Origin of the sequence: Ruminococcus sp. YRD2003, assembly GCA_900109435.1 — a bacterium.
Lineage (GTDB): Bacteria > Bacillota > Clostridia > Oscillospirales > Ruminococcaceae > Ruminococcus > Ruminococcus flavefaciens_G.
In genome coordinates, this window is sequence record FNZT01000003.1 from 439,143 (window position 1) to 458,365 (window position 19,223).

The window sequence follows — 19,223 nt, forward strand, 5'->3', positions numbered from 1 at the left end:
TGCGTGAAATGGAACATGGATTCAATATGCTTGAAAATGCATCCGACAAGAGTTTAGAGCGCCTTTCCGAGCGAAGGGTACTGACCGCGAAAGAAAAAGAGAGGATGTTGAAGATGAGTATGGATAAGCTGAACAAAATGAATAACAATTCAGACGACGAGTTACAGGTCAGCGGCGTAGAGCAGTACAAGCGTCCGAAATGGTACGGCTTTGCAACTGCGGCAGCAAGCCTGCTCCTTGTGGGCGGCATTGTGGGCGGAGGGATATACCTCAGCAGGAACGCTCATGTCCCCGACGAGCCTATGACAGAGGTGACGACCACGTCTGAAACAACTGTTGCGACCGAGGAATACGACTTCAGCGCAGAGGTCTCACAAATTGAGGCTGGTATGGAAGATATGCTCCGTAATGAACCTCACGCCGTTGCGGACAGTTTGATGATGAAACTGAATCAATTTGTGAATCTTACGATTGGCTGGAATGTCGGCGAAGATAAACAGGTGAAAAAAAAGCTCGAAACAAGCAGCGGAACGGTCGAGTATTACCGCTGCTACGATTTCGATAAGCCCGAGGATGTAAAGGCGAAATACAGGGAATATTTCACGGAAAGTTTTCTCAACAGATACGAATACCTCTGGAACGAACACGTGGTCGAAACTCCGATTTTCAAGGTCTTCGACGGCAAGCTCTACCACCGCAGTGAAAACATAGATGCCGTAATCTACAGCTACACTCAGAATGATATCAAGATAAACAGCTTCGACGAGACAAGTTTTAATTTTACTGTTGCCTGTAGGACACAAGACAACAATCAGCATTTGCTGAACATTGTCTGCGTCAAGGAGAGCGATGAATGGAAGATAGACAGCTACAGCGATCGCCTGATATCAGATGATATCCCCGAATAAAAGCAAAAAGCTCGGAAGCATACCGCTTCCGAGCTTTTTCATTCATATTATCACTTGAAGTAAGCCACGCCGCTCTCGAATATGCGCTGGTCTTTTTCGCCCGCAACATTTTTGCAGATGAAGCTGCCCTTACGCTCGGAGTGACCCATCTTGCCAAGAACGCGTCCGTCGGGCGAAGTGATGCCCTCGATAGCGTCGACCGATGTGTTGGGATTGTAGCGGATATCCATAGTCGGGTCGCCCGCGAGGTCAACGTACTGAGTAGCGATCTGTCCATTCTCAGCCATCTTCTGTATCAGACTCTCGGGAGCTACAAAGCGTCCCTCGCCGTGCGAGATCGGAACTGTGTGGATATCGCCGACCTCTGTGCCATAGAGCCATGGGCTCTTGTTCGAGGCGATACGTGTGTTGACCATCATCGACTGGTGACGGTTGATGGTGTTGAACGTCAGTGTAGGTGAATCATCTGTCATGTCAACTATCTCGCCGAATGGTACAAGACCAAGCTTGACAAGTGCCTGGAAGCCGTTGCAGATACCGAGCATGAGACCGTCCCTGTTCTTGAGGAGGTCGTGAACAGCGTCCTTTATCATGGGGTTGCGGAAGAATGCTGTGATGAACTTGCCGCTTCCCTCGGGCTCGTCACCGCCTGAGAATCCGCCCGGAATCATTATCATCTGCGACTCGCGGATAGCCTTCTCGAACTGCTCGACGGACGCCTCGATATCGCCTGCCGCCTGATTGCGGATAACGATGACCTCAGCCGACGCACCCGCCTTCTCGAAGGCTCTTGCAGTGTCATACTCGCAGTTAGTGCCCGGGAATACGGGGATAACGACTCTCGGCTTTGCAAACTTCTCAGAGGAAGCAAGCGTTACGGTATTCTTGTAGCTGTACTTGGCAGGTGTAGCGTCTGTTGTATTGATGCGGCACGGGAATACAGGCTCGAGCTTGCCCTCCCATACGCGCTGGAGATTATCAAGTCCGAGAGTGTAGTCAAGCGTATCTATCCTGTATGTATCGGTGGTCTTGCCGATAACGTTCTCATCATCGGAAGCCTCGCCTGTAAGCTCAATGATGAATGCACCATAACAAGGCGTGAACAACTGACGAGCTGTCATGCGTGATGTGAACTCGAATCCGAGCCTGTTGCCGAAGCACATCTTTGCGATGCCCTCAGCTGCGCCGCCGTAGCCGATAGTCCAGATAGCAGCAGCTCTGCCCGCAGCAATTATGTCCTCGACCTTGTCGAATACAGCCTTAACGCTGTCAAATACGGGAAGGCCGTTCTCGTCGTAATCGGGAGCGATGTATATTACCTTATCTCCTGCCTGCTTGAACTCGGTAGAGACTACCTTGTCAGCCTTTGCAGTGGATACAGCAAACGAAACGAGTGTGGGCGGAACGTCGATGTTCTCAAATGTGCCCGACATCGAATCCTTGCCGCCGATAGAACCGCAGCCGAGCTCGAGCTGAGCTTTGAAGGCTCCGAGCAGAGCAGCCATGGGCTTGCCCCAACGCTTCGGGTCGTTCTGAGTACGCTCGAAGTATTCCTGGAAAGTGAGCCAGCACTTCTTATAAGTACCGCCTGCCGCAACTACCTTGGCGATAGACTCAACAACTGCGAGCATTGCGCCGTGGTAGGGGCTCTTTGAGGATATATCGGGATTGTAGCCCCAGCCCATGAGCGAGCAGGTATTGGTCTCGCCTCTGAGTACAGGTATCTTTGCTGCCATTGCCTGTGAGGGAGTCATCTGATACACTCCGCCAAAGGGCATGAGAACCGTTCCCGCACCGATAGTCGAGTCAAACTTCTCGATAAGTCCCTTCTGAGAGCAGACATTGAGTCCGCCCATCAGCTTTGTCCACGCCTCGGCATTGTCCTCTACCTCCTCGGGAGAAGTATCCTCGGGGAGCTCAACGGTTATATCAGTGAACTTGGGCGCTCCGTTCGAGTTGAGGAACTCGCGCGAGAGGTCAACGATAGTTCTGCCGTTCCAGTTCATCTTGAGGCGAGGCTCCTCGACAACGTCAGCAACAAGTGTAGCTTCGAGGTTTTCCTTTGCAGCCTCAGCCATGAATGTCTCAACGTCCTCGGGAGCAACGACTACTGCCATACGCTCCTGTGACTCGGAAATAGCTATCTCGGTACCGTCAAGTCCGTCGTACTTCTTCGGTACGGCATTTAGGTCGATAACAAGACCGTCTGTCAGCTCGCCGATAGCGACCGACACTCCGCCTGCGCCGAAGTCGTTGCAGCGCTTGATGAGCTTTGTCACCTCGGGCTTGCGGAACAGACGCTGAAGCTTTCTCTCCTCGGGAGGATTGCCCTTCTGTACCTCGGCACCGCAGCTCTCGAGAGATTCGAGAGTGTGTGACTTTGATGAACCTGTAGCTCCGCCGCAGCCGTCGCGGCCTGTTTTTCCGCCGAGGAGTATGACCACATCTCCCGGAACAGGAGCCTCGCGGCGGATATTCTCCGCGGGAGCAGCACCGAGAACAGCACCTATCTCCATACGCTTGGCTACATAGCCCGGATGATATACCTCAGCAACGTGACCTGTAGCCAGACCTATCTGGTTGCCGTACGAGCTGTAGCCGTTTGCAGCTCCGACTACTATCTTCTTCTGCGGGAGCTTGCCCTGTATAGTATCCGCAACGGGTACGAGCGGGTTTGCCGCACCTGTTACGCGCATTGCCTGATAAACATAACTTCTGCCCGAGAGCGGGTCGCGGATAGCTCCGCCGAGACAAGTCGCCGCACCGCCGAATGGCTCTATCTCGGTGGGGTGGTTGTGGGTCTCGTTCTTGAACATGAGTATCCAGTCCTCGAGCTTGCCGTCGATATCGACCTTTATCTTTACCGAGCAGGCGTTTATCTCCTCGCTCTCGTCGAGGTCGGGGAGGAGTCCGTCTGCCTTGAGCTTCTTAGCCGCAAGAGTACCGATATCCATAAGTGTTATCGGACGGTCGCTCCTGCCGAGCTCCTCGCGCACATTGAGGTACATATCGTAAGTGTCCTTGATGTAGGGAGTAACGATGCTGACGTTCTCGACATTCGTGAGGAAGGTGGTATGACGGCAGTGGTCAGACCAGTATGTATCTATCATTCGTATCTCGGTGATAGTGGGGTCGCGGTGTTCTTTGCTGCGGAAGTAGTCCTGGCAGAACTTGATATCGTCATAGTCCATAGCAAGACCGAACTGGTCAACGAAAGCGTGAAGTCCCTTCTCGTTGAGGTTGATAAAGCCCTCAAGAGTTTCAACTGTCTCGGGTATCTCATAGTTTGTATCAAGAGAATCGACCTCATCAAGGGAAGCCTCGCGGCACTCAACGGGGTTTATCATGTACGCCTTGAGACGCTCAAGGTCAGCATCGGAAATACCGCCCGAAACAATATACACCCTCGCATTTCTCACACGGCAGCGCTCGCCCTGACGGAGTATCTGTATACACTGCTCACAGCTGTCGGCGCGCTGGTCGAACTGACCCGGAAGGTACTCAACTGCGAAAACTTTGTCGCCCTCCTCGAGGTCGGGGAGCTTGTCATATACAACGTCTACTGCGGGTTCGGAGAAAACGGTAGGTATCGCGGCTTTGAAGTCAGCCTCGCTGAGCTTGTCCGCATCGTAGCGGTTGAGAACGCGGATACCCTTGACATCGAGCCGCAGGGACGTTCTGATGTCGCTGAGGATAGACTTAGCCTCGACGGCGAATTCGGGCTTTTTTTCTGCATAGATTCTGAATACAGCCATATTATTCTTCTCCTTATGTATAAAAATAACGTTAAGCTTGGAAATACGGGAAACTCCCCTTTCAGGTCAGACCTCGTCCTCCGACGCGATACGTCCGAGGCAGCAGTCATCGCCTACATCTTCTATTGTAACATAAAAAATGTGATTACGCAAACTTTTTTTTGAATTTTTCCGTGAAATTTTTATTAAGGTGTAGTCCGGAGCGTGACCGTTATGGAAATCCTCCGATTTTTCGCGTTCAAACAGCACCGGCACAGTCTGACCGACGAGGCTCTGCATATACGCACGTGAAAGTCGCTCTCCGAGAGCCTTCATTCGGTCGGCGCGCTCGTGCTTGACCGCATCGGGTATTTGCTCCATTTTCGCGGCCGGAGTCCCCTGTCTCGGAGAATACTGAAAAACGTGTATCCTCGAAAACCCTATTTTCTCGGCAAATGCCATAGATTCGGCAAATTCTTCCTCAGTTTCGTTCGGAAATCCCACCATGATATCAGTAGTGAAGGCAGCCTGAGGGAAACGTGCGCGTATCTGTTCGGTGAGAAAAGCGTACTCTTCGGGCGTATAGCGGCGGTTCATGCGTCTGAGCGTAGCCGCACTGCCGCTTTGCAGCGACAGGTGGAACTGCGGGCAGAATTGCGGAAGGGCAGCAAGTCTGTCGAGGTCGTCGGGGAGCATCATCTCGGGCTCTATTGAGCCGAGCCTGACACGTTCGATGCCTTCGGTCTGACAGCAGACCTCCACCGCATCCGCGAGGCGAAGCCCCTCTCTGTGCCCGTAAAACGCGATATTTATGCCCGTGAGCACTACTTCACGCCGTCCGTGAGCGGCAAGCATAGCGACCTCACGCCGCAGGTCATCGAGCGGCTTGCTGCGGAAGCGTCCGCGCGCGTAGGGTATCATACAGTAGGTGCAGTAGCACTCACAGCCGTCCTGTATCTTAACGAAGGCGCGGGTATGGCTGTCCGTCGGAACGTAAGGTATCTCCTCGAATGTTTCGTCCTTATCAAGCGGCTGTATATCAACGATACGGCGCTTCTCAGTCAGGGCAGCGAGAACGAGTTCGGGCAGCTTCGCACGCTCCTTTGTCCCTGTGATTATGTCAGCCTCCGTGACCCTCTCAGCCGCTTCGGGAGCAGCCTGCGGCATACAGCCCGTCAGCACGATGACAGCATCGGGCACGTCCTTTCGCAGCTTCCTTACTGCGTATACAGACTTACTGTCACCGCTTCCCGTAACAGTGCATGAATTCACAACAATGACATCTGCGTCGGTCGCTTTGTCCGCAGGAACAAATCCCGAATCAGAGAAGCAGCTTCGCAAGAGCTCGGTCTCGTACTGACTGACCTTGCAACCGAAAGTTATAAAAAATATTTTATACATATTTCACCCATTTATCACGAATTATTACCATAATTGTCATGTTAATACTACACAAAAATGACTATCCGTTTTTGTGCAGTATAAATAATTATTCTTTATACCTAAAAAGTCAAATTGATTTCATATTTCTTTATGCCAAAATGCCGAATTTATAAAAATCGCCTTGACATAGCCGTTTACAAGTGGTAATATATAGTTGCGGACAGGGAAGAGCCCGCAAGGAAGAGAAGATATATATGAAACCCACACACACGCAAGCGAAAACAGGAGGTAATGAATTATGACAAAGACTACCGTTTCACTTCAGGCTATCAACGACGTTAAGGATTTCGTTAATATCGTTATGAAGTACGACTTCGATATTGACCTTGTATCCGGAAGATACGCTGTAGACGCAAAGTCTATCATGGGTATTTTCAGCCTGGACCTCTCAAAGCCCATCGAGCTCAATGCTCACACTGACGACGCTGATAAGTTCATGAAGGACATTGAAAAGTACATCGTTAAGTAAAACAAAGCTAAACAATAAAAAATGACAGTACACACACCTTGGCGCTTCTTCGGAAGCGCCCTTTTTCTTTTTACAGTAATTTCCTGTTTTAAAGATGCTGTTCTCCGACATAATACTCTCAGGCGCTTATCAACGTTTCAAACGGAATAAACGTCACGAAAAGAGGTGTCACATCTATGTGGGATAAACTCGCCCTCATACTTCTCATCGTCGGAGGTATAAACTGGGGTCTTGTCGGTATCTTTGACCTCGACCTCGTTGCTTTTGCATTCGGCGGTGCGGGCACTGTCCTCGCACGAGCTGTCTACATCCTTGTAGCAGTCTCTGCGGTATGGTGCATTTCCTTCCTCTTCCGCAGGAATGAGGAGCTCGCGGTCAGCACTGTAGAGCGCTGAGCGCATATCCTGCCGCTTAGATGCCGCAGCGGCAGAATACACATTCGCGTCCCGAGGTGGGGCGCGATTTTTTTCGGCAAAATAAAAAGGGAGACGGATCACGTCTCCCCAATATTTATTGATTAGTCGCTAACGTAGGGCATAAGAGCAACCTGTCTTGCCTTCTTGATAGCAGATGTGAGCTCGCGCTGATGGAATGCGCAAGTACCTGTCACACGTCTGGGAAGGATCTTAGCTCTTTCTGTTACGCACTTTCTGAGCTTAGCAAGGTCCTTATAGTCAATTCTCTCGATCCTGTCTGCGCAGAACATACATACCTTCTTGCGGGGCTTCTTTGCAGGACGAGCACTTCTTTCCTTTTCCATGACAATTTCTCCTTTCGTAATATTGATTCAGTCCGTTTTCAGAACGGCATATCGTCCTCGTTGAGGAGCTCTTCGTATTCTCCGAAGTTACCGTAAGACATATTATCGTTTGCAGGAGCGGGCTGCGCAGGAGCAGCAGGCTGCTGTCTGGGAGCCTGATAAGTGTTATTCTGGGGCTGTGAGCCGCCGTTGTCGTTCTTTCCGCCGACAAACTCCACATTGTCAACAAATACCTCGGTGGTATAATGTGTTACATCGGAGTGGTTCTTGTCCTGATACTTGCCTGTTCTGAGGCTGCCCTCAAGACAGATCATCTTGCCCTTGTTAAAGTAGCGTGAAACGAACTCGGCAGTCTGTCTCCAAGCGGTGCAGCTGATGAAGTCAGCCTGTCTCTCGCCTGTATTCTTGTCAGCAAAGCGTCTGTCCACCGCAACAGTGAATCTGCACGATGAAACGCCGCTCTGAGTCTGTCTGAGCTCGGGGTCTGCGGTAAGTCTTCCGACCAAAATAACCTTATTCATATGGCGCCTCCTAAACGATGAAGAAATTAGTCGATAACTGTAACGAGTGAGCGAAGAACGCCGTCACTGAGGTTGAGACGTCTTGAAAGATCAGCGGGATAGTCGGGTGTCGACTGGAACGTATAGATTACGTAGTAGCCCTCTGTCTCGTCTTCGATAGGATATGCAAGCTTGCGCTTACCCCACTCCTCGTTGACTTCAACAGCTTCGGCATGACGCTCGATCCTCTCCTTGAACTTCTGAACGAGAGCCTTCATGGGCTCCTCTCCGTCCTTGAGGCTGAAAACAACCATTACTTCATACTTTGCGGATACCTTTGCCATTTTTGTACACCTCCTTCTGGATTTCGCCCGTAGCACTATGCGGGCAAGGATAATATGTACCGTTCACACGATACCCAAATATTATAGCACACCCCCTGACTATTGTCAAGGGGTAATTTGCATTTTTATGAAATTTTATGCATACGGGAGCTTCTGATACTCTCTGTATGCGAACCAGCATATCCACATAGCCCAGAATATGCTGAAAAGGTGCATACCCGTATCCGAGAGGGGCAGATAGCCGCAAAGGAAGTTTCCGAGCGTGTGCAGTCCTATCGCCAGCAGCAGCCAGCGCTTCCGATCGCCTGTCTGCACCGCCTTGAACACAATGACTGACAGCGCTATGTGGGTAAACGTTCCTGCAAGACCGTCGAGGCACACAAGCACGGCGTCAAGCGTTGAATAATCGGCAGCAGCAGCCACTCCTTCAAGCATCTTCCGTGCCGCCTTTTCGTCGAGTCCTTTTGTGAATTCGGCTTCACCGAGATTATTCCAATCAATGCCGTCGAGCACGTAATGGAAGGACGCCATAGTGCCTACAGCTATAGTCTCGTAGCAGTCATGTCCCAGCCCGTACATTACCGAGGTCGTGCGCGCCGTCTTGTTGCCGAGCGGGTACCTGAAAGCGAGATATCGGGCAGACTCCTCACATACGCCGGAGAGTAGCCCCTGCACGAGATAGAACAGGAAAGGGTCGGTCGTGAAAGCGCTCCCCTCTCTGAAAATGAAGGCTCTAAGTATGATGCGGACAGTTCCCGCCGCAAAATATGCAAGAAATCCCGCCAGAAAGACCAACCAGCTCTCATTCGTGCGCTTGCGCCACAGATATGCAAGCAGGAAAGGCACGACAGCTGCGAATATACCCGTCGCGGCATATCTTAGGAGAGTGCCTGTGGAGAAATAAATATCAGATGCCATTATTTGTTCTCAAGCGGCAGGTCGGTAAGCTTATAAAGTCCCGCGTCCAGTTTTTGTAATACAAGGGCGTCGTTGGCGGTAACGCCTGACTGTCCGTCAACATCGGCATTCAGCATCCCCTGTGCTCTCAGGCCGTATTTGTCGCGGTTGCCGAGGTGCTGGAGTATAGCCGTCGCGTCAGCAATAGAGACATTTCCGTCGCAGTTCGCGTCGCCGTACTTCACATCGGACATAGCTTCGCTTGACGACGAAGCTGCGGAGACCGCTGTGGTCGCTGTAGTTGTCTCTGAAACAGCAGAGGAGCTCGTTACGGGAGCCTGCTGCTGTATCTCAGCCATACTCGGCTGGACGTCGCCCCACCAGCCCCACCAGTTGTTGTCGCCGGAACGGTACTTCTCGGCGCGCTGGTCATTCGTCCAAGTGAACTCGTTGTCGTAGAGGTGCCCCTCGTCGTAGTACCAGTGAGCGAGGGCAATTATCTCGTCGGGGTAGTCCTTATAGTAGCCTGGATTCTGCTCCTGATAGTCGCACCAACCCGTATTGAAGCCCTTGAGAGCTCCGCGTACTACCTGATAGCCCTCGAGCCCCTCTTCGTTTATGCCTATCTCTACAAAGTGCAGTATCTTGCGGATCCCCATATGGTTCGAGATGATCGCGTCATAGAAGGTAGACTCACTGAGACTGTACTGGTACATCTCGGGGACGTTGTCCTCGGGCATAAAAGTAGGGTCGCAGTCCTTGAAAGCAGTGACGGCGGTCTGAAGAGTGCCGTACGCGTGGGCGGAGCTCACGCCGAAGCCCTGAGAAAAAGCTGTCTCATGGTCAGCGCCGACCTTGCCTTCACCGAGTGTGGACTCGCGCGTACCTATGCCGAGAAACAGCGCGTATACCTTCTCACGCTCTTCCTGACCGAGCCTCACGCGGAGCAGTTCCCAGTGTTCGTCTATCTCCTTGTAAAGCGCGTACTTGACCTCCTGTACGGACATCTTATGATTTATCGCGCGTATCTCTTCGGTTGAGGCGTCCGCAGGAGTGTTTCTCTCGCCGTAATTGAATGGATTTCCCACGCCCTCCGCCTGTACATCGCGGGACGGGTCATGAGCGATATCGTCTGCTGCCGAAGTATTGAATGCCGAACCGCACAGCAGCATCACCGCCGCTGTTACCGTGCATACAGCTCTTTTGAATAATCTCATCTTCATCACCTCATATCAAATTCCGACTGTATCATATTCTCGCGGCTTCGCCGTAAAAAGCCTTTTTCTCGCGGTACATGAGCTCCTCGGCCTTCTTGACGGAAAGGTCCATATCCCCGCCGTTCCTGTTACAAGCGGAAATGCCGAACGAAACATAATACCCGTTCACCTTGCACCGCTCGCGTATCACCTTGACCGCCTCATTTGCTTCGCTTTCGGAAGCATCGAGCCTTACTCCGAGGAATTCATCGCCTCCGAGCCTGTAGGTATGCTCGGGACCAAAGAAATCTTTCAGCTCCGAAGCAACGAATTTGAGCATAGCATCGCCCGCTTCGTGCCCCTTAGTATTATTGAGCTCATGCAGTCCGTTGATATCGGCATACACGCAGACAAGCCTTTCTTTGCACATCTCAGGGTAGCGCTTCAGCCGCCTCTCGAAGCAGTTGCGGTTCTTGACCTCTGTAAGGAGGTCTGTCTCGCTGAGGTACTTTATTCGATGATTGCGGTATATGGAAGTAGTTTTCATACACATAAGGAGAGTGTTCGCGATTATGGCGAGCGCCGAAAAAGATACCGTGTTCCAAATGTCCATCTCAGCATAGGTGGGCTCTTTCATCTTCCACGAAAACAAGCAGATGACAGCTCCCGTAATAAGCGTCATAAAGATAAGGCGAACAGGTCTTTCGATGAATACAAGCGGTATCGCCACAAGGAATACCTCCGCGGAAACAGCAGGATATTCGGGGTGGAGGAGCGAAAGCGTAACTGAATAGATATTCAGCAGTATCATAAAGAGATAAACGAGTGCGAGTATCATCCGCGGATGCTGTTCTCCAAAGAAACGCACCCCGAAATGGATAATTACCATAGCAACTAAGGAAAGCATATAGTTGTAGGCATTAGCATTGGCAAAGTTATCGGTGCGCATCTCCATTATCATCAGCAGAAGAAACATCACCATTCCCACGAATGACGCAAATTTGAGCAGATTCGTATTCTCGTTCGCAATATCGGCTCTGATAGCTTCATACTGTTCACGGTCGAGCCCTGCATAAATAAGAATGTTCCCTGCTCTTGAAAAAAACTTCTTTATCATAGATTCCCCCAATATCATTTTTCGGCTACCATCAGCAAAGGCCCCGTCAATTCTCCAAATATTTGTTATATTATATCACAACGATGCCGATAATGCAAGCAAAGGCTAAAAATACCGCAATATTTGAAAAATTATTGCCAAAACATAATTTTTTTGCAGTAACCACTTGAAATAAATGATAATATAATGTATAATAGAAATGTTCGCTGTCATTCGGACAATACACTTATTTCTTATTTATAAGGAGCTAAATATGAAAAAACTGAACGGTATAAAGCTGAATCACCGTAAAAACACGGAAAACAGCGCTACTGTCGAGCTTCCCGTTCCCGCAATGGTGAGGATACCCATGTCGATGCACATGGGAGCTCCGTGCACTCCTCTCGTAAAGGTCGGCGACACAGTAAAGGTCGGACAGAAAATAGGCGAGTGCGATGCGCCATTCAGCGTCCCCGTACATTCGAGCGTGTCGGGCACGGTAAAGGCTCTGACCGATTACCGCAACGCCATGGGAACAGTGTGCAAGGCTGTTGAGATAGAGACAGACGGAAAGCAGGAGGTCTCGGAGGAGGTCAAGCCTCCCGTGCTCACCGACAAGGAGAGCTTCATCAAGGCTGTTCGTGAGAGCGGCTCATGCGGACTCGGAGGAGCTGGTTTTCCGACACACATAAAAATGAACCCCAAGGCTGAGATAGACACCCTCATCATCAACGGCGCCGAGTGCGAGCCCTACATAACCGCCGACTACCGCGAGATGATAGAGCACCCCGAAGATGTCATCGGGGGAATAAATCTCGTGAAGGATATGCTCGGGATAAAGCAGGCAAAACTCGCCATAGAGGGCAACAAGCCCGAGGCGATAAAGAACTTCACCGAGATGGCTGCTAAGGATGACACCATCGACATCATCACGCTCCCATCTGCGTATCCGCAGGGAGCAGAAAAGGTCATCATCTACAACTCTACGGGACGCATCGTCAACGAAGGAACTCTCCCCGCAGACGCAGGCGTGATAGTCATGAACGTGTCAACTATCGCGTTCCTTTACCGCTACAGCAAGGACGGTATGCCGCTCATCACGCGCCGCATGACCGTCGACGGAAATGCTGTAGGCGAGCCCCAAAATGTGCTCGTCCCCATAGGCACAAGCTTCCGCGAGGTAATGGAGTTCTGCAAGACCGACATCGACGCACTGAAAAAAGTCATTGCGGGCGGACCAATGATGGGGATGTCCGTACCCGATATAGATATGCCCGTTGTCAAGACCTCGAACGCACTGCTCGCATTCAAGAGCTACGATGAGAGAAAGACGTCTGCGTGCATACGCTGCGGCAGATGTGTGAACGTATGCCCTCTCGGACTCATGCCCGCCGAGATAGACAGGGCATACAGGATAAAAGATATCGACGACCTGAAGAAGCTGAAAGTGCTGCTCTGCATGAACTGCGGAAGCTGCACCTACGTATGTCCCGCGAACCGAAAGCTCGCGGAGACAAATCAGCTCGCGAAGGCTCTTATACCAAGAAAGTGAGGTGAGAACATGAACAGACTTATTGTTTCGCCGTCTCCGCACGACGAAAACTACCTGAAGACCTCGACGATAATGCTCAATGTCATTATCGCACTTATGCCCGCGCTCATAGTGGGATGTGTATACTTCGGACTGCGTGCTCTGCTGCTGACGGCAGTATGTGTCGGCTCGTGCGTTCTGTTTGAGTTCCTCACCAGAAAGCTCATGAAGCGTGAAAACACTATCGGCGACCTATCGGCGGTCGTCACAGGCGTGATACTGGCGATGAACCTGCCTTCAACGCTTCCACTGTGGATGGCGGTGATAGGCTCATTCGTTGCGATCGTTGTAGTAAAACAGCTCTTCGGCGGCATCGGTCAGAACTTCGCAAACCCTGCCATTACTGCACGAATAGTTCTCATGGTGAGCTTCCCTGCCGCTATGACAAGGTGGGTGGAGCCGTTCACACATGAAGCTGTTGACGCAGTATCGGGTGCTACCCCGCTTGTCCTCGATTCATTCAGAGGTACGACCGATGAGATACTCATGCCCTCATATCTCGACCTCTTCCTCGGAAAGACAGGCGGCTGTCTCGGCGAGACCTGCGCTCTTGCGCTCCTCATCGGCGGACTCTACCTCGCAGTACGCAAAATAATCAACCTCGCAGCCCCACTCTCATTCATCGGCAGCCTCTTCGTGCTCACATGGGTAAGCGGCGGCGACCCCGTTTATCAGATACTCGCAGGCGGCGTGTTCCTCGGAGCCTTCTTCATGGCTACGGACTATGCCACCACTCCTATCAGCACCAAGGGCAAGATAGTATTCGGTCTCGGCTGCGGACTCATCACCTTTGTCATCAGACGCTTCGGCTCATTCCCGGAGGGCGTATCGTTCTCGATACTGCTGATGAACGTACTGACTCCGTACATAGAGCAGCTAACACGCACAAAGGTGCTCGGAGCAAAGGAGGCTGAGAAGAATGAATAAGATACTCCCCTCCCTCGTTCTCACGATAATATGCCTTGTGGCTTCGGCTCTTCTCGTGTTCGCTCATGAGCTCACAAAAGAGAACATCGCCGAGCAGAAGGAGCTCAAATTCAGCTCGTCTGTCGAGGCACTCTTCGGCAAGACCGATTCAAAGCTCGTTGAGGGCGATTTCGGCGACGGCATAGAGGCAGTCGCTGTTACCTCCGACGGCAGAACTGCGATACAGGTCATAGCTGACGGCTACTCCAAGGACGGAATAAACATACTGGTCGGCATAGACGCCGACGGCAAGGTATCGGGAATAGAGTTCGTATCTCTCGGCGAGACTCCCGGTCTCGGCTCGAAGGTACGCGATATCCCCGAATTCCGTGAGCAGTTCTACGGCATAGGCTCGAACGCCGAGGCTTCTGCCGTTGACGGCATCAGCGGTGCGACCTTCTCATCAAACGGCATGATGAAAGCAGTAGGTCGGGCACTCGATGCTTACAATGAAAACAAGGAGGCGATACTCAATGGCTGATAAGAAGAACTCACTTTTCGGCGAGCTTACAAAGGGCATAATCAAGGAGAACCCCACGCTCGTAATGCTGCTGGGTATGTGCCCCACGCTCGCTGTTACGACACAGGCAATGAACGGTATCGGAATGGGTCTTGCCACAACGTTCGTTCTTCTCGGCTCTAACATCGTTATCTCGGCTCTGCGCAAGGTCATTCCCGACAAGGTGCGTATCCCCGCATTCATTGTCATCATCGCAAGCTTCGTTACTCTCATCGGCTTCCTGCTCGAGGGCTTCGTTCCGAGCCTGTATGACAGCCTCGGCATCTACCTCACGCTCATCACCGTAAACTGCATAATCTTCGGACGTGCAGAAATGTTCGCGAGCAAGAACAACGTCATAGCTTCCGCGTTCGACGCGATAGGAATGGGTATAGGCTTCACGCTCGCCCTCTTCCTCATGGGCAGTATCCGCGAAATAATAGGCGCGGGTCAGTGGATGGGCATGGACATTCCCGTAATGCACTCTAACCCAATGCTGCTGTTTATCATGCCCGCAGGCGGCTTCTTCACCCTCGGCTGCATAATCGCGGCAGTAAACAAACTCAAAAACAAGAAGCCTCCTCAGGAGCTCTCTTGCGGAGGCTGTGAAGGCTGTCCCATGGCAGAAAAATGCGGTACAAAGGAGTCGGATAAGTAATGAAGACAATACTTGCAATAATGCTCTCGGCAATGATAACCGACAACTTTATTGTCTCGAAATTCATGGGAATCTGTCCGTTCCTCGGCGTTTCAAAGAAGCTCGGCAGTGCAACGGGCATGGGCATCGCGGTAACATTCGTCATGATATGCGCGACCTGTGTTACGTACCCCATTTATCACGGGCTCCTCGTTCCGAATCATATCGAGTATTTCAAGACGGTAGTATTCATACTCGTTATCGCGCTTTTCGTTCAGCTCGTCGAAAACTTTCTCAAAAAGTGCGTTCCCGCGCTGTATAAGTCACTCGGCGTTTATCTGCCGCTCATCACGACGAACTGCGCTGTTCTCGGCGTAACTGTAATCAACATCGACAACAACTACACCTTCATACAGTCACTCGTGAATGCTCTGTTCGGCGGAATCGGATTCGCGCTGATGCTCATCATCTTCTCGGGTGTACGCAAAAAGCTCGAATACGCCGACATACCCGAAACATTCAAGGGCGTGCCTGCAACGCTCATCGCCGCTTCGATAGTCTCCGTAAGCTTCATGGGCTTCTCGGGACTTATGAGCTAAGGGGGTGCCGACATGGAAACATATCTGATCCCCGCTCTTATCCTCGGAGGCTGCGGCATTCTCGCGGGCGTGCTGCTGACTATAGCGTCAAAGGTATTTTACGTCAAGGTGGACGAACGCATCGAGAAGATATCGGAGGCTCTGCCGCAGGCGAACTGCGGCGCGTGCGGATTCGCAGGCTGTGCTGACTACGCCGACGCTATCATCACCAAGGGAGCTCCCACTAATCTATGCCGTCCAGGCGGAGCTGATGCCGCAGGCAAGATAGCCGACATACTCGGTACTACGGCTGCGGAAGTCGTCCCTATGACGGCTGTGGTACACTGCTCGGGCGACTGTGAAGCTACAAAGCCTCAGTTCGACTTTGACGGTGTGCAGTCCTGCAAGGCTGTAAAGCGCTTCTACGGCGGTAACGGCTCGTGCAAATTCGGCTGTATCGGACTCGGAGACTGCGCGGCTGTCTGCGAGCACGACGCTATCAGGATAGTGAACGGCGTCGCGAAGGTAGACCCTGCTCTGTGCGGTGCGTGCGGTCAGTGTGCAGCTGTATGTCCGAATTTGCTGATAAGCATCAAGCCCAAAACCAAACACATAGATGTGCTCTGCTCTTCGGGCGATAACGGCAAGGCGACCAAGCTTGCTTGCAAGAACGGCTGTATCGGTTGTAAAATGTGCGAGAAGAAGTGTCCGACAGGCGCAATCAAGGTCGAAAACTTCCACGCGTCGATAGATTACGACAAGTGCGAGAACTGCGGTGAATGCATGGCGGCTTGTCCCGTCAAGGTCATACACACCTGCAAAGTCTAAAAAAACGCTGTCTATCATTACGGTAGACAGCGTTTTCTCATTCAAACGAAAGTATATATTTCTTCATCTCGTTGAGGCACTCATTGAACGAGCCCGTATTGTCGAAACGGCGCTCAACTCCCGCCGCCGCAAGCTTCTCGTCGGAGAAATCCTCAGTGTCAGCGATGAATCGGCGGCAGAGCTCGGTGAACTTCGGTTCCTCCTCACGGCGCTCGCGCTCCACTGCTCGTGCGAGCCTCTCGCCGTCCTCGACCTCGACATACAGCGGGACTACCCTGTCCGCGCCGAAGTAGTCACGTATCGGCACGAACGACTCAAGCGTGCCTATGACGGCATAGCTGTGTGAATCAAGGTCAATGTTGTCATTTGCTGTGAAGTATGTCCAGTCTCCGAGCTTGGTATTGTAAGTACGGCTCTCAATGACCCTTCCCTCAGAGCTCATCTTCTCAAAGGTCTCACGGTCGACGAAGTGGTACTCCCTTCCGTCCTTCTCATTCTCGCGCATGGGACGGGTGGTGTATATGACGAGCGGGGTGAGTGCCAGACTGCCTATTATAGCCGAATACAGGCTGTCCTTGCCTGACGAGCTCTTTCCCATTATGCAGAATATCCTGTTCATAAGAGACCTCCTAAAATGTGTCAGGTACTATTATAGCAGATTCGCGTACAAAATTCAAGTGAGGTAAACCTAAAAATTCTTAGACCAATTTAGTATAAATCGTTCAGACGTTCTGGATGAAAATTTAGTGAAAACGTCTTGACAAGAAGTGAATAAGATTATATAATTAATATGTGTATATAGGGTTATCAGCAATATGTGCTGAAATAAACGCAAACGAGGGGTGACAGCCAATGTCAAAGCCAATCGAGATAGCCGTTATAGTAGCAGGCATAGACGAGGAATACCAGAACGCCATACTTGAGGGCATTATCGCATTTGCCAAGGAGCATGATGTCAACATCTCATGCTTTGCACCGATAGGCGGAGTTATCTCCATTTCAAAGTATGATATCGGTGAATACAATATATACTCGCTCATAAACTTCGACCGCTTCGACGGAGTTATCCTGATGACCAACACCATCAGCGACCCCAGCGAGAAGGAGAATCTTATAAACCGCGTCAAGGCTTCAAAGCTGCCCGCTGTAGTCTTTGACTGCAACGACTATCCCGAGCTTTACAACATCAGGATAGACAACACCAGCGCCATGCGCGCTATTGTCGAGCACGTCATAGAGGTACACGGCGCAAAGCTCGTCAACTATATATCTGGACCTCTGACAAATCCCGAGGCTGAGGACAGATATCAGGCATTCCTCAGCGTCATGGCAGAGCACGGTCTGACCGTTGACACAAGGCGCGTATTCTTCGGAGAGTTCCGCGCTGAGGACGGAAAGAGAGCCGTCAAGGAATTTAATGACTCAAAGCTGTCCAAACCCGACGCTATAGTATGTGCAAACGACAATATGGCGCTCGCGGCAATTGAGGAGCTCCGCGCACAGGGATACAGCGTACCCGATGACGTGATAGTCACGGGCTTTGACAACACATTCAACGCGCGCCACTACTCCCCCTCGCTAACTACGGTAGACAGACCGCTCGACGCCGCGGGATATCATGCGTGTCAGGCTATACTCGACATTATCTCGGGAAAGAATACAGACGAGGAATCATCGCTTCAGGCAACTCCCGTTTTTGCGGAGAGCTGCGGCTGCAAGAGCGAATATGACGAGAACGTCAGCAGCTACAAGCAGAACGTATTCAAGCGACTAAACGACTGTCACCACGACATCGCGGTGCTCAACCGCCTGACCACCGACCTCGCCGACAACGATACCCTCGAGGACGTTATAGATGATATCGCAAGATATGTCAATGAGCTTCATCTCGGACGCTTCTCGCTATGCCTCTGCTCGAACTGGGACGAATCGTTCCGCGACGGCTGGAAGCAGCACGAGGAACACAAGCCTCAGATACGCGGCTACACCGAGAAGATGAGCGCACCGCTAATAATCGACGGCGAGAAAAAGTTTGCGGTCGAGAGCTTTAGCAGCAGCGCAATGTATCCCTACCGCGACGGCAGCAGCGGTAATGTCAGCTTTTTCCTGCCGCTTCATTTCCGTGAGGTGTGCCTCGGCTACTACATCATCACGAATACGCCATTCCCGCTGAAGAGTATGCTCTGCCACTCGATAATGCTCAATATCAGCCACTCCATCGAGAATATCCGCAAGCTGCTAAACCTCAACAGCATGATACACGAGCTCGACAAGCTCTACGTGAACGACCCGCTGTGCAACATCTACAACAGAAGCGGCTTCATCAGAGCAGCCGACACGATATTCACCCGCTGCAAGCGTACAGGCGACAAGATGCTCATTTCCTTCATCGACATGGACGGCCTGAAGCTCATCAACGACAACTTCGGGCACAAGGAGGGCGACTTTGCGCTCCAGCGTCTCGCAAGCGTCATCGCCAGCTGCTGCGATAAGAACTACATCTGCGCACGCTTCGGCGGAGACGAGTTCATCATACTTGGCTCGGGAGTCCACGAAGGAGATATAGAGCACCTTGAAACGAACTTCAAGAAGCATCTCGAGAATATCAACTCCGTTATCAATAAGCCGTATGAGATATCGGCGAGCATCGGCTCGATAATGTCCGAGGTTACGGACGACCTGACGCTGTTCACGCTTATCACCGAGGCGGATGAGATGATGTACGAAAAGAAAAAGAAGAAAGCGACTTCACGCTATCTTCGCAGAGAATAACCGTA

Annotated in this window: 19 protein-coding genes; 10 read left to right on the forward strand and 9 right to left on the reverse strand. The window is 51.5% G+C overall.

All coding sequences use genetic code 11. The features are described from left to right. Positions 1 to 8 precede the first annotated feature (8 nt). Positions 9 to 908 carry a hypothetical protein gene (locus BMX22_RS01995; RefSeq protein ID WP_074740252.1) on the forward strand — a complete coding sequence of 300 codons (900 nt, stop codon included), beginning with the start codon at positions 9 to 11 and terminating at the stop codon, positions 906 to 908. A 50-nt stretch (positions 909 to 958) separates the two neighbouring features. Here BMX22_RS01995 and BMX22_RS02000 read toward each other — a convergent pair whose 3' ends face one another. Then, positions 959 to 4,663: a phosphoribosylformylglycinamidine synthase gene (locus tag BMX22_RS02000; protein ID WP_074740253.1), complete on the reverse strand. Its 3,705-nt coding sequence runs from the start codon at positions 4,661 to 4,663 to the stop codon at positions 959 to 961. 66 nt (positions 4,664 to 4,729) lie between these two features. Further along, on the reverse strand, positions 4,730 to 6,043 hold the full coding sequence (mtaB, locus tag BMX22_RS02005; RefSeq protein WP_074740254.1) for a tRNA (N(6)-L-threonylcarbamoyladenosine(37)-C(2))-methylthiotransferase MtaB: 1,314 nt from the start codon (positions 6,041 to 6,043) through the stop codon (positions 4,730 to 4,732). 280 nt (positions 6,044 to 6,323) lie between these two features. Between mtaB and BMX22_RS02010 the strand changes: the two genes are divergently transcribed. Together BMX22_RS02010 and BMX22_RS02015 are read left to right on the forward strand one after the other, a co-directional pair. Continuing rightward, positions 6,324 to 6,554 (forward strand): HPr family phosphocarrier protein, encoded by a 231-nt coding sequence (locus tag BMX22_RS02010; RefSeq protein ID WP_074740255.1) that lies wholly within the window; start codon positions 6,324 to 6,326, stop codon positions 6,552 to 6,554. A gap of 176 nt (positions 6,555 to 6,730) precedes the next feature. Next, positions 6,731 to 6,949, forward strand: coding sequence for a DUF378 domain-containing protein (locus tag BMX22_RS02015; protein ID WP_074740256.1), 219 nt, complete (start codon positions 6,731 to 6,733; stop codon positions 6,947 to 6,949). Positions 6,950 to 7,071: 122 nt separating this feature from the next. On the opposite strand, the gene rpsR is transcribed toward BMX22_RS02015, so the two are convergent. From rpsR to BMX22_RS02045, 6 genes are all read right to left on the reverse strand, one after another. Continuing rightward, a complete protein-coding gene (gene rpsR, locus BMX22_RS02020; protein ID WP_031561675.1) occupies positions 7,072 to 7,314 on the reverse strand; it encodes a 30S ribosomal protein S18 in 243 nt (80 codons plus the stop codon). A gap of 38 nt (positions 7,315 to 7,352) precedes the next feature. Then, positions 7,353 to 7,835 carry a single-stranded DNA-binding protein gene (locus BMX22_RS02025; protein WP_074740257.1) on the reverse strand — a complete coding sequence of 161 codons (483 nt, stop codon included), beginning with the start codon at positions 7,833 to 7,835 and terminating at the stop codon, positions 7,353 to 7,355. A gap of 26 nt (positions 7,836 to 7,861) precedes the next feature. Next, on the reverse strand, positions 7,862 to 8,158 hold the full coding sequence (gene rpsF, locus BMX22_RS02030) for a 30S ribosomal protein S6 (protein ID WP_074740258.1): 297 nt from the start codon (positions 8,156 to 8,158) through the stop codon (positions 7,862 to 7,864). Positions 8,159 to 8,293: 135 nt separating this feature from the next. Then, positions 8,294 to 9,076, reverse strand: a complete 783-nt coding sequence (locus tag BMX22_RS02035) for a YhfC family glutamic-type intramembrane protease (RefSeq protein ID WP_074740259.1) — start codon at positions 9,074 to 9,076, stop codon at positions 8,294 to 8,296. Continuing rightward, positions 9,076 to 10,272, reverse strand: coding sequence for a dockerin type I repeat-containing protein (locus tag BMX22_RS02040; RefSeq protein ID WP_081349018.1), 1,197 nt, complete (start codon positions 10,270 to 10,272; stop codon positions 9,076 to 9,078). The genes BMX22_RS02035 and BMX22_RS02040 overlap by 1 nt, the downstream gene beginning before the upstream one ends. A 31-nt stretch (positions 10,273 to 10,303) precedes the next feature. Beyond that, on the reverse strand, positions 10,304 to 11,368 hold the full coding sequence (locus BMX22_RS02045; protein WP_074740261.1) for a GGDEF domain-containing protein: 1,065 nt from the start codon (positions 11,366 to 11,368) through the stop codon (positions 10,304 to 10,306). A 253-nt stretch (positions 11,369 to 11,621) separates the two neighbouring features. Here BMX22_RS02045 and rsxC point away from each other — a divergent pair, with 253 nt between their 5' ends. From rsxC to BMX22_RS02075, 6 genes are read left to right on the forward strand one after another with little or no spacing between them, the layout of a single operon-like run. Continuing rightward, the gene (gene rsxC, locus BMX22_RS02050) at positions 11,622 to 12,899 is read left to right on the forward strand and encodes an electron transport complex subunit RsxC (RefSeq protein WP_074740262.1); all 1,278 of its coding nucleotides are present in this window, start codon (positions 11,622 to 11,624) and stop codon (positions 12,897 to 12,899) included. A gap of 9 nt (positions 12,900 to 12,908) precedes the next feature. Further along, positions 12,909 to 13,865 carry an RnfABCDGE type electron transport complex subunit D gene (locus BMX22_RS02055; protein WP_074740263.1) on the forward strand — a complete coding sequence of 319 codons (957 nt, stop codon included), beginning with the start codon at positions 12,909 to 12,911 and terminating at the stop codon, positions 13,863 to 13,865. Continuing rightward, complete coding sequence (locus tag BMX22_RS02060) at positions 13,858 to 14,385, forward strand: FMN-binding protein (protein ID WP_074740264.1); 528 nt, start codon at positions 13,858 to 13,860, stop codon at positions 14,383 to 14,385. The genes BMX22_RS02055 and BMX22_RS02060 overlap by 8 nt, the downstream gene beginning before the upstream one ends. Continuing rightward, positions 14,378 to 15,061, forward strand: a complete 684-nt coding sequence (gene rsxE, locus BMX22_RS02065; RefSeq protein WP_074740265.1) for an electron transport complex subunit RsxE — start codon at positions 14,378 to 14,380, stop codon at positions 15,059 to 15,061. The genes BMX22_RS02060 and rsxE overlap by 8 nt, the downstream gene beginning before the upstream one ends. After that, entirely contained in the window at positions 15,061 to 15,639 is a 579-nt protein-coding gene (locus BMX22_RS02070) for an electron transport complex protein RnfA (protein ID WP_074740266.1), read from the forward strand. The genes rsxE and BMX22_RS02070 overlap by 1 nt, the downstream gene beginning before the upstream one ends. A gap of 12 nt (positions 15,640 to 15,651) precedes the next feature. Continuing rightward, entirely contained in the window at positions 15,652 to 16,446 is a 795-nt protein-coding gene (locus BMX22_RS02075) for an RnfABCDGE type electron transport complex subunit B (RefSeq protein ID WP_074740267.1), read from the forward strand. A 37-nt stretch (positions 16,447 to 16,483) separates the two neighbouring features. On the opposite strand, the gene BMX22_RS02080 is transcribed toward BMX22_RS02075, so the two are convergent. Then, positions 16,484 to 17,065 (reverse strand): guanylate kinase, encoded by a 582-nt coding sequence (locus BMX22_RS02080; RefSeq protein WP_074740268.1) that lies wholly within the window; start codon positions 17,063 to 17,065, stop codon positions 16,484 to 16,486. 233 nt (positions 17,066 to 17,298) lie between these two features. Here BMX22_RS02080 and BMX22_RS02085 point away from each other — a divergent pair, with 233 nt between their 5' ends. Continuing rightward, complete coding sequence (locus tag BMX22_RS02085; protein ID WP_074740269.1) at positions 17,299 to 19,218, forward strand: GGDEF domain-containing protein; 1,920 nt, start codon at positions 17,299 to 17,301, stop codon at positions 19,216 to 19,218. Positions 19,219 to 19,223 lie beyond the last annotated feature (5 nt).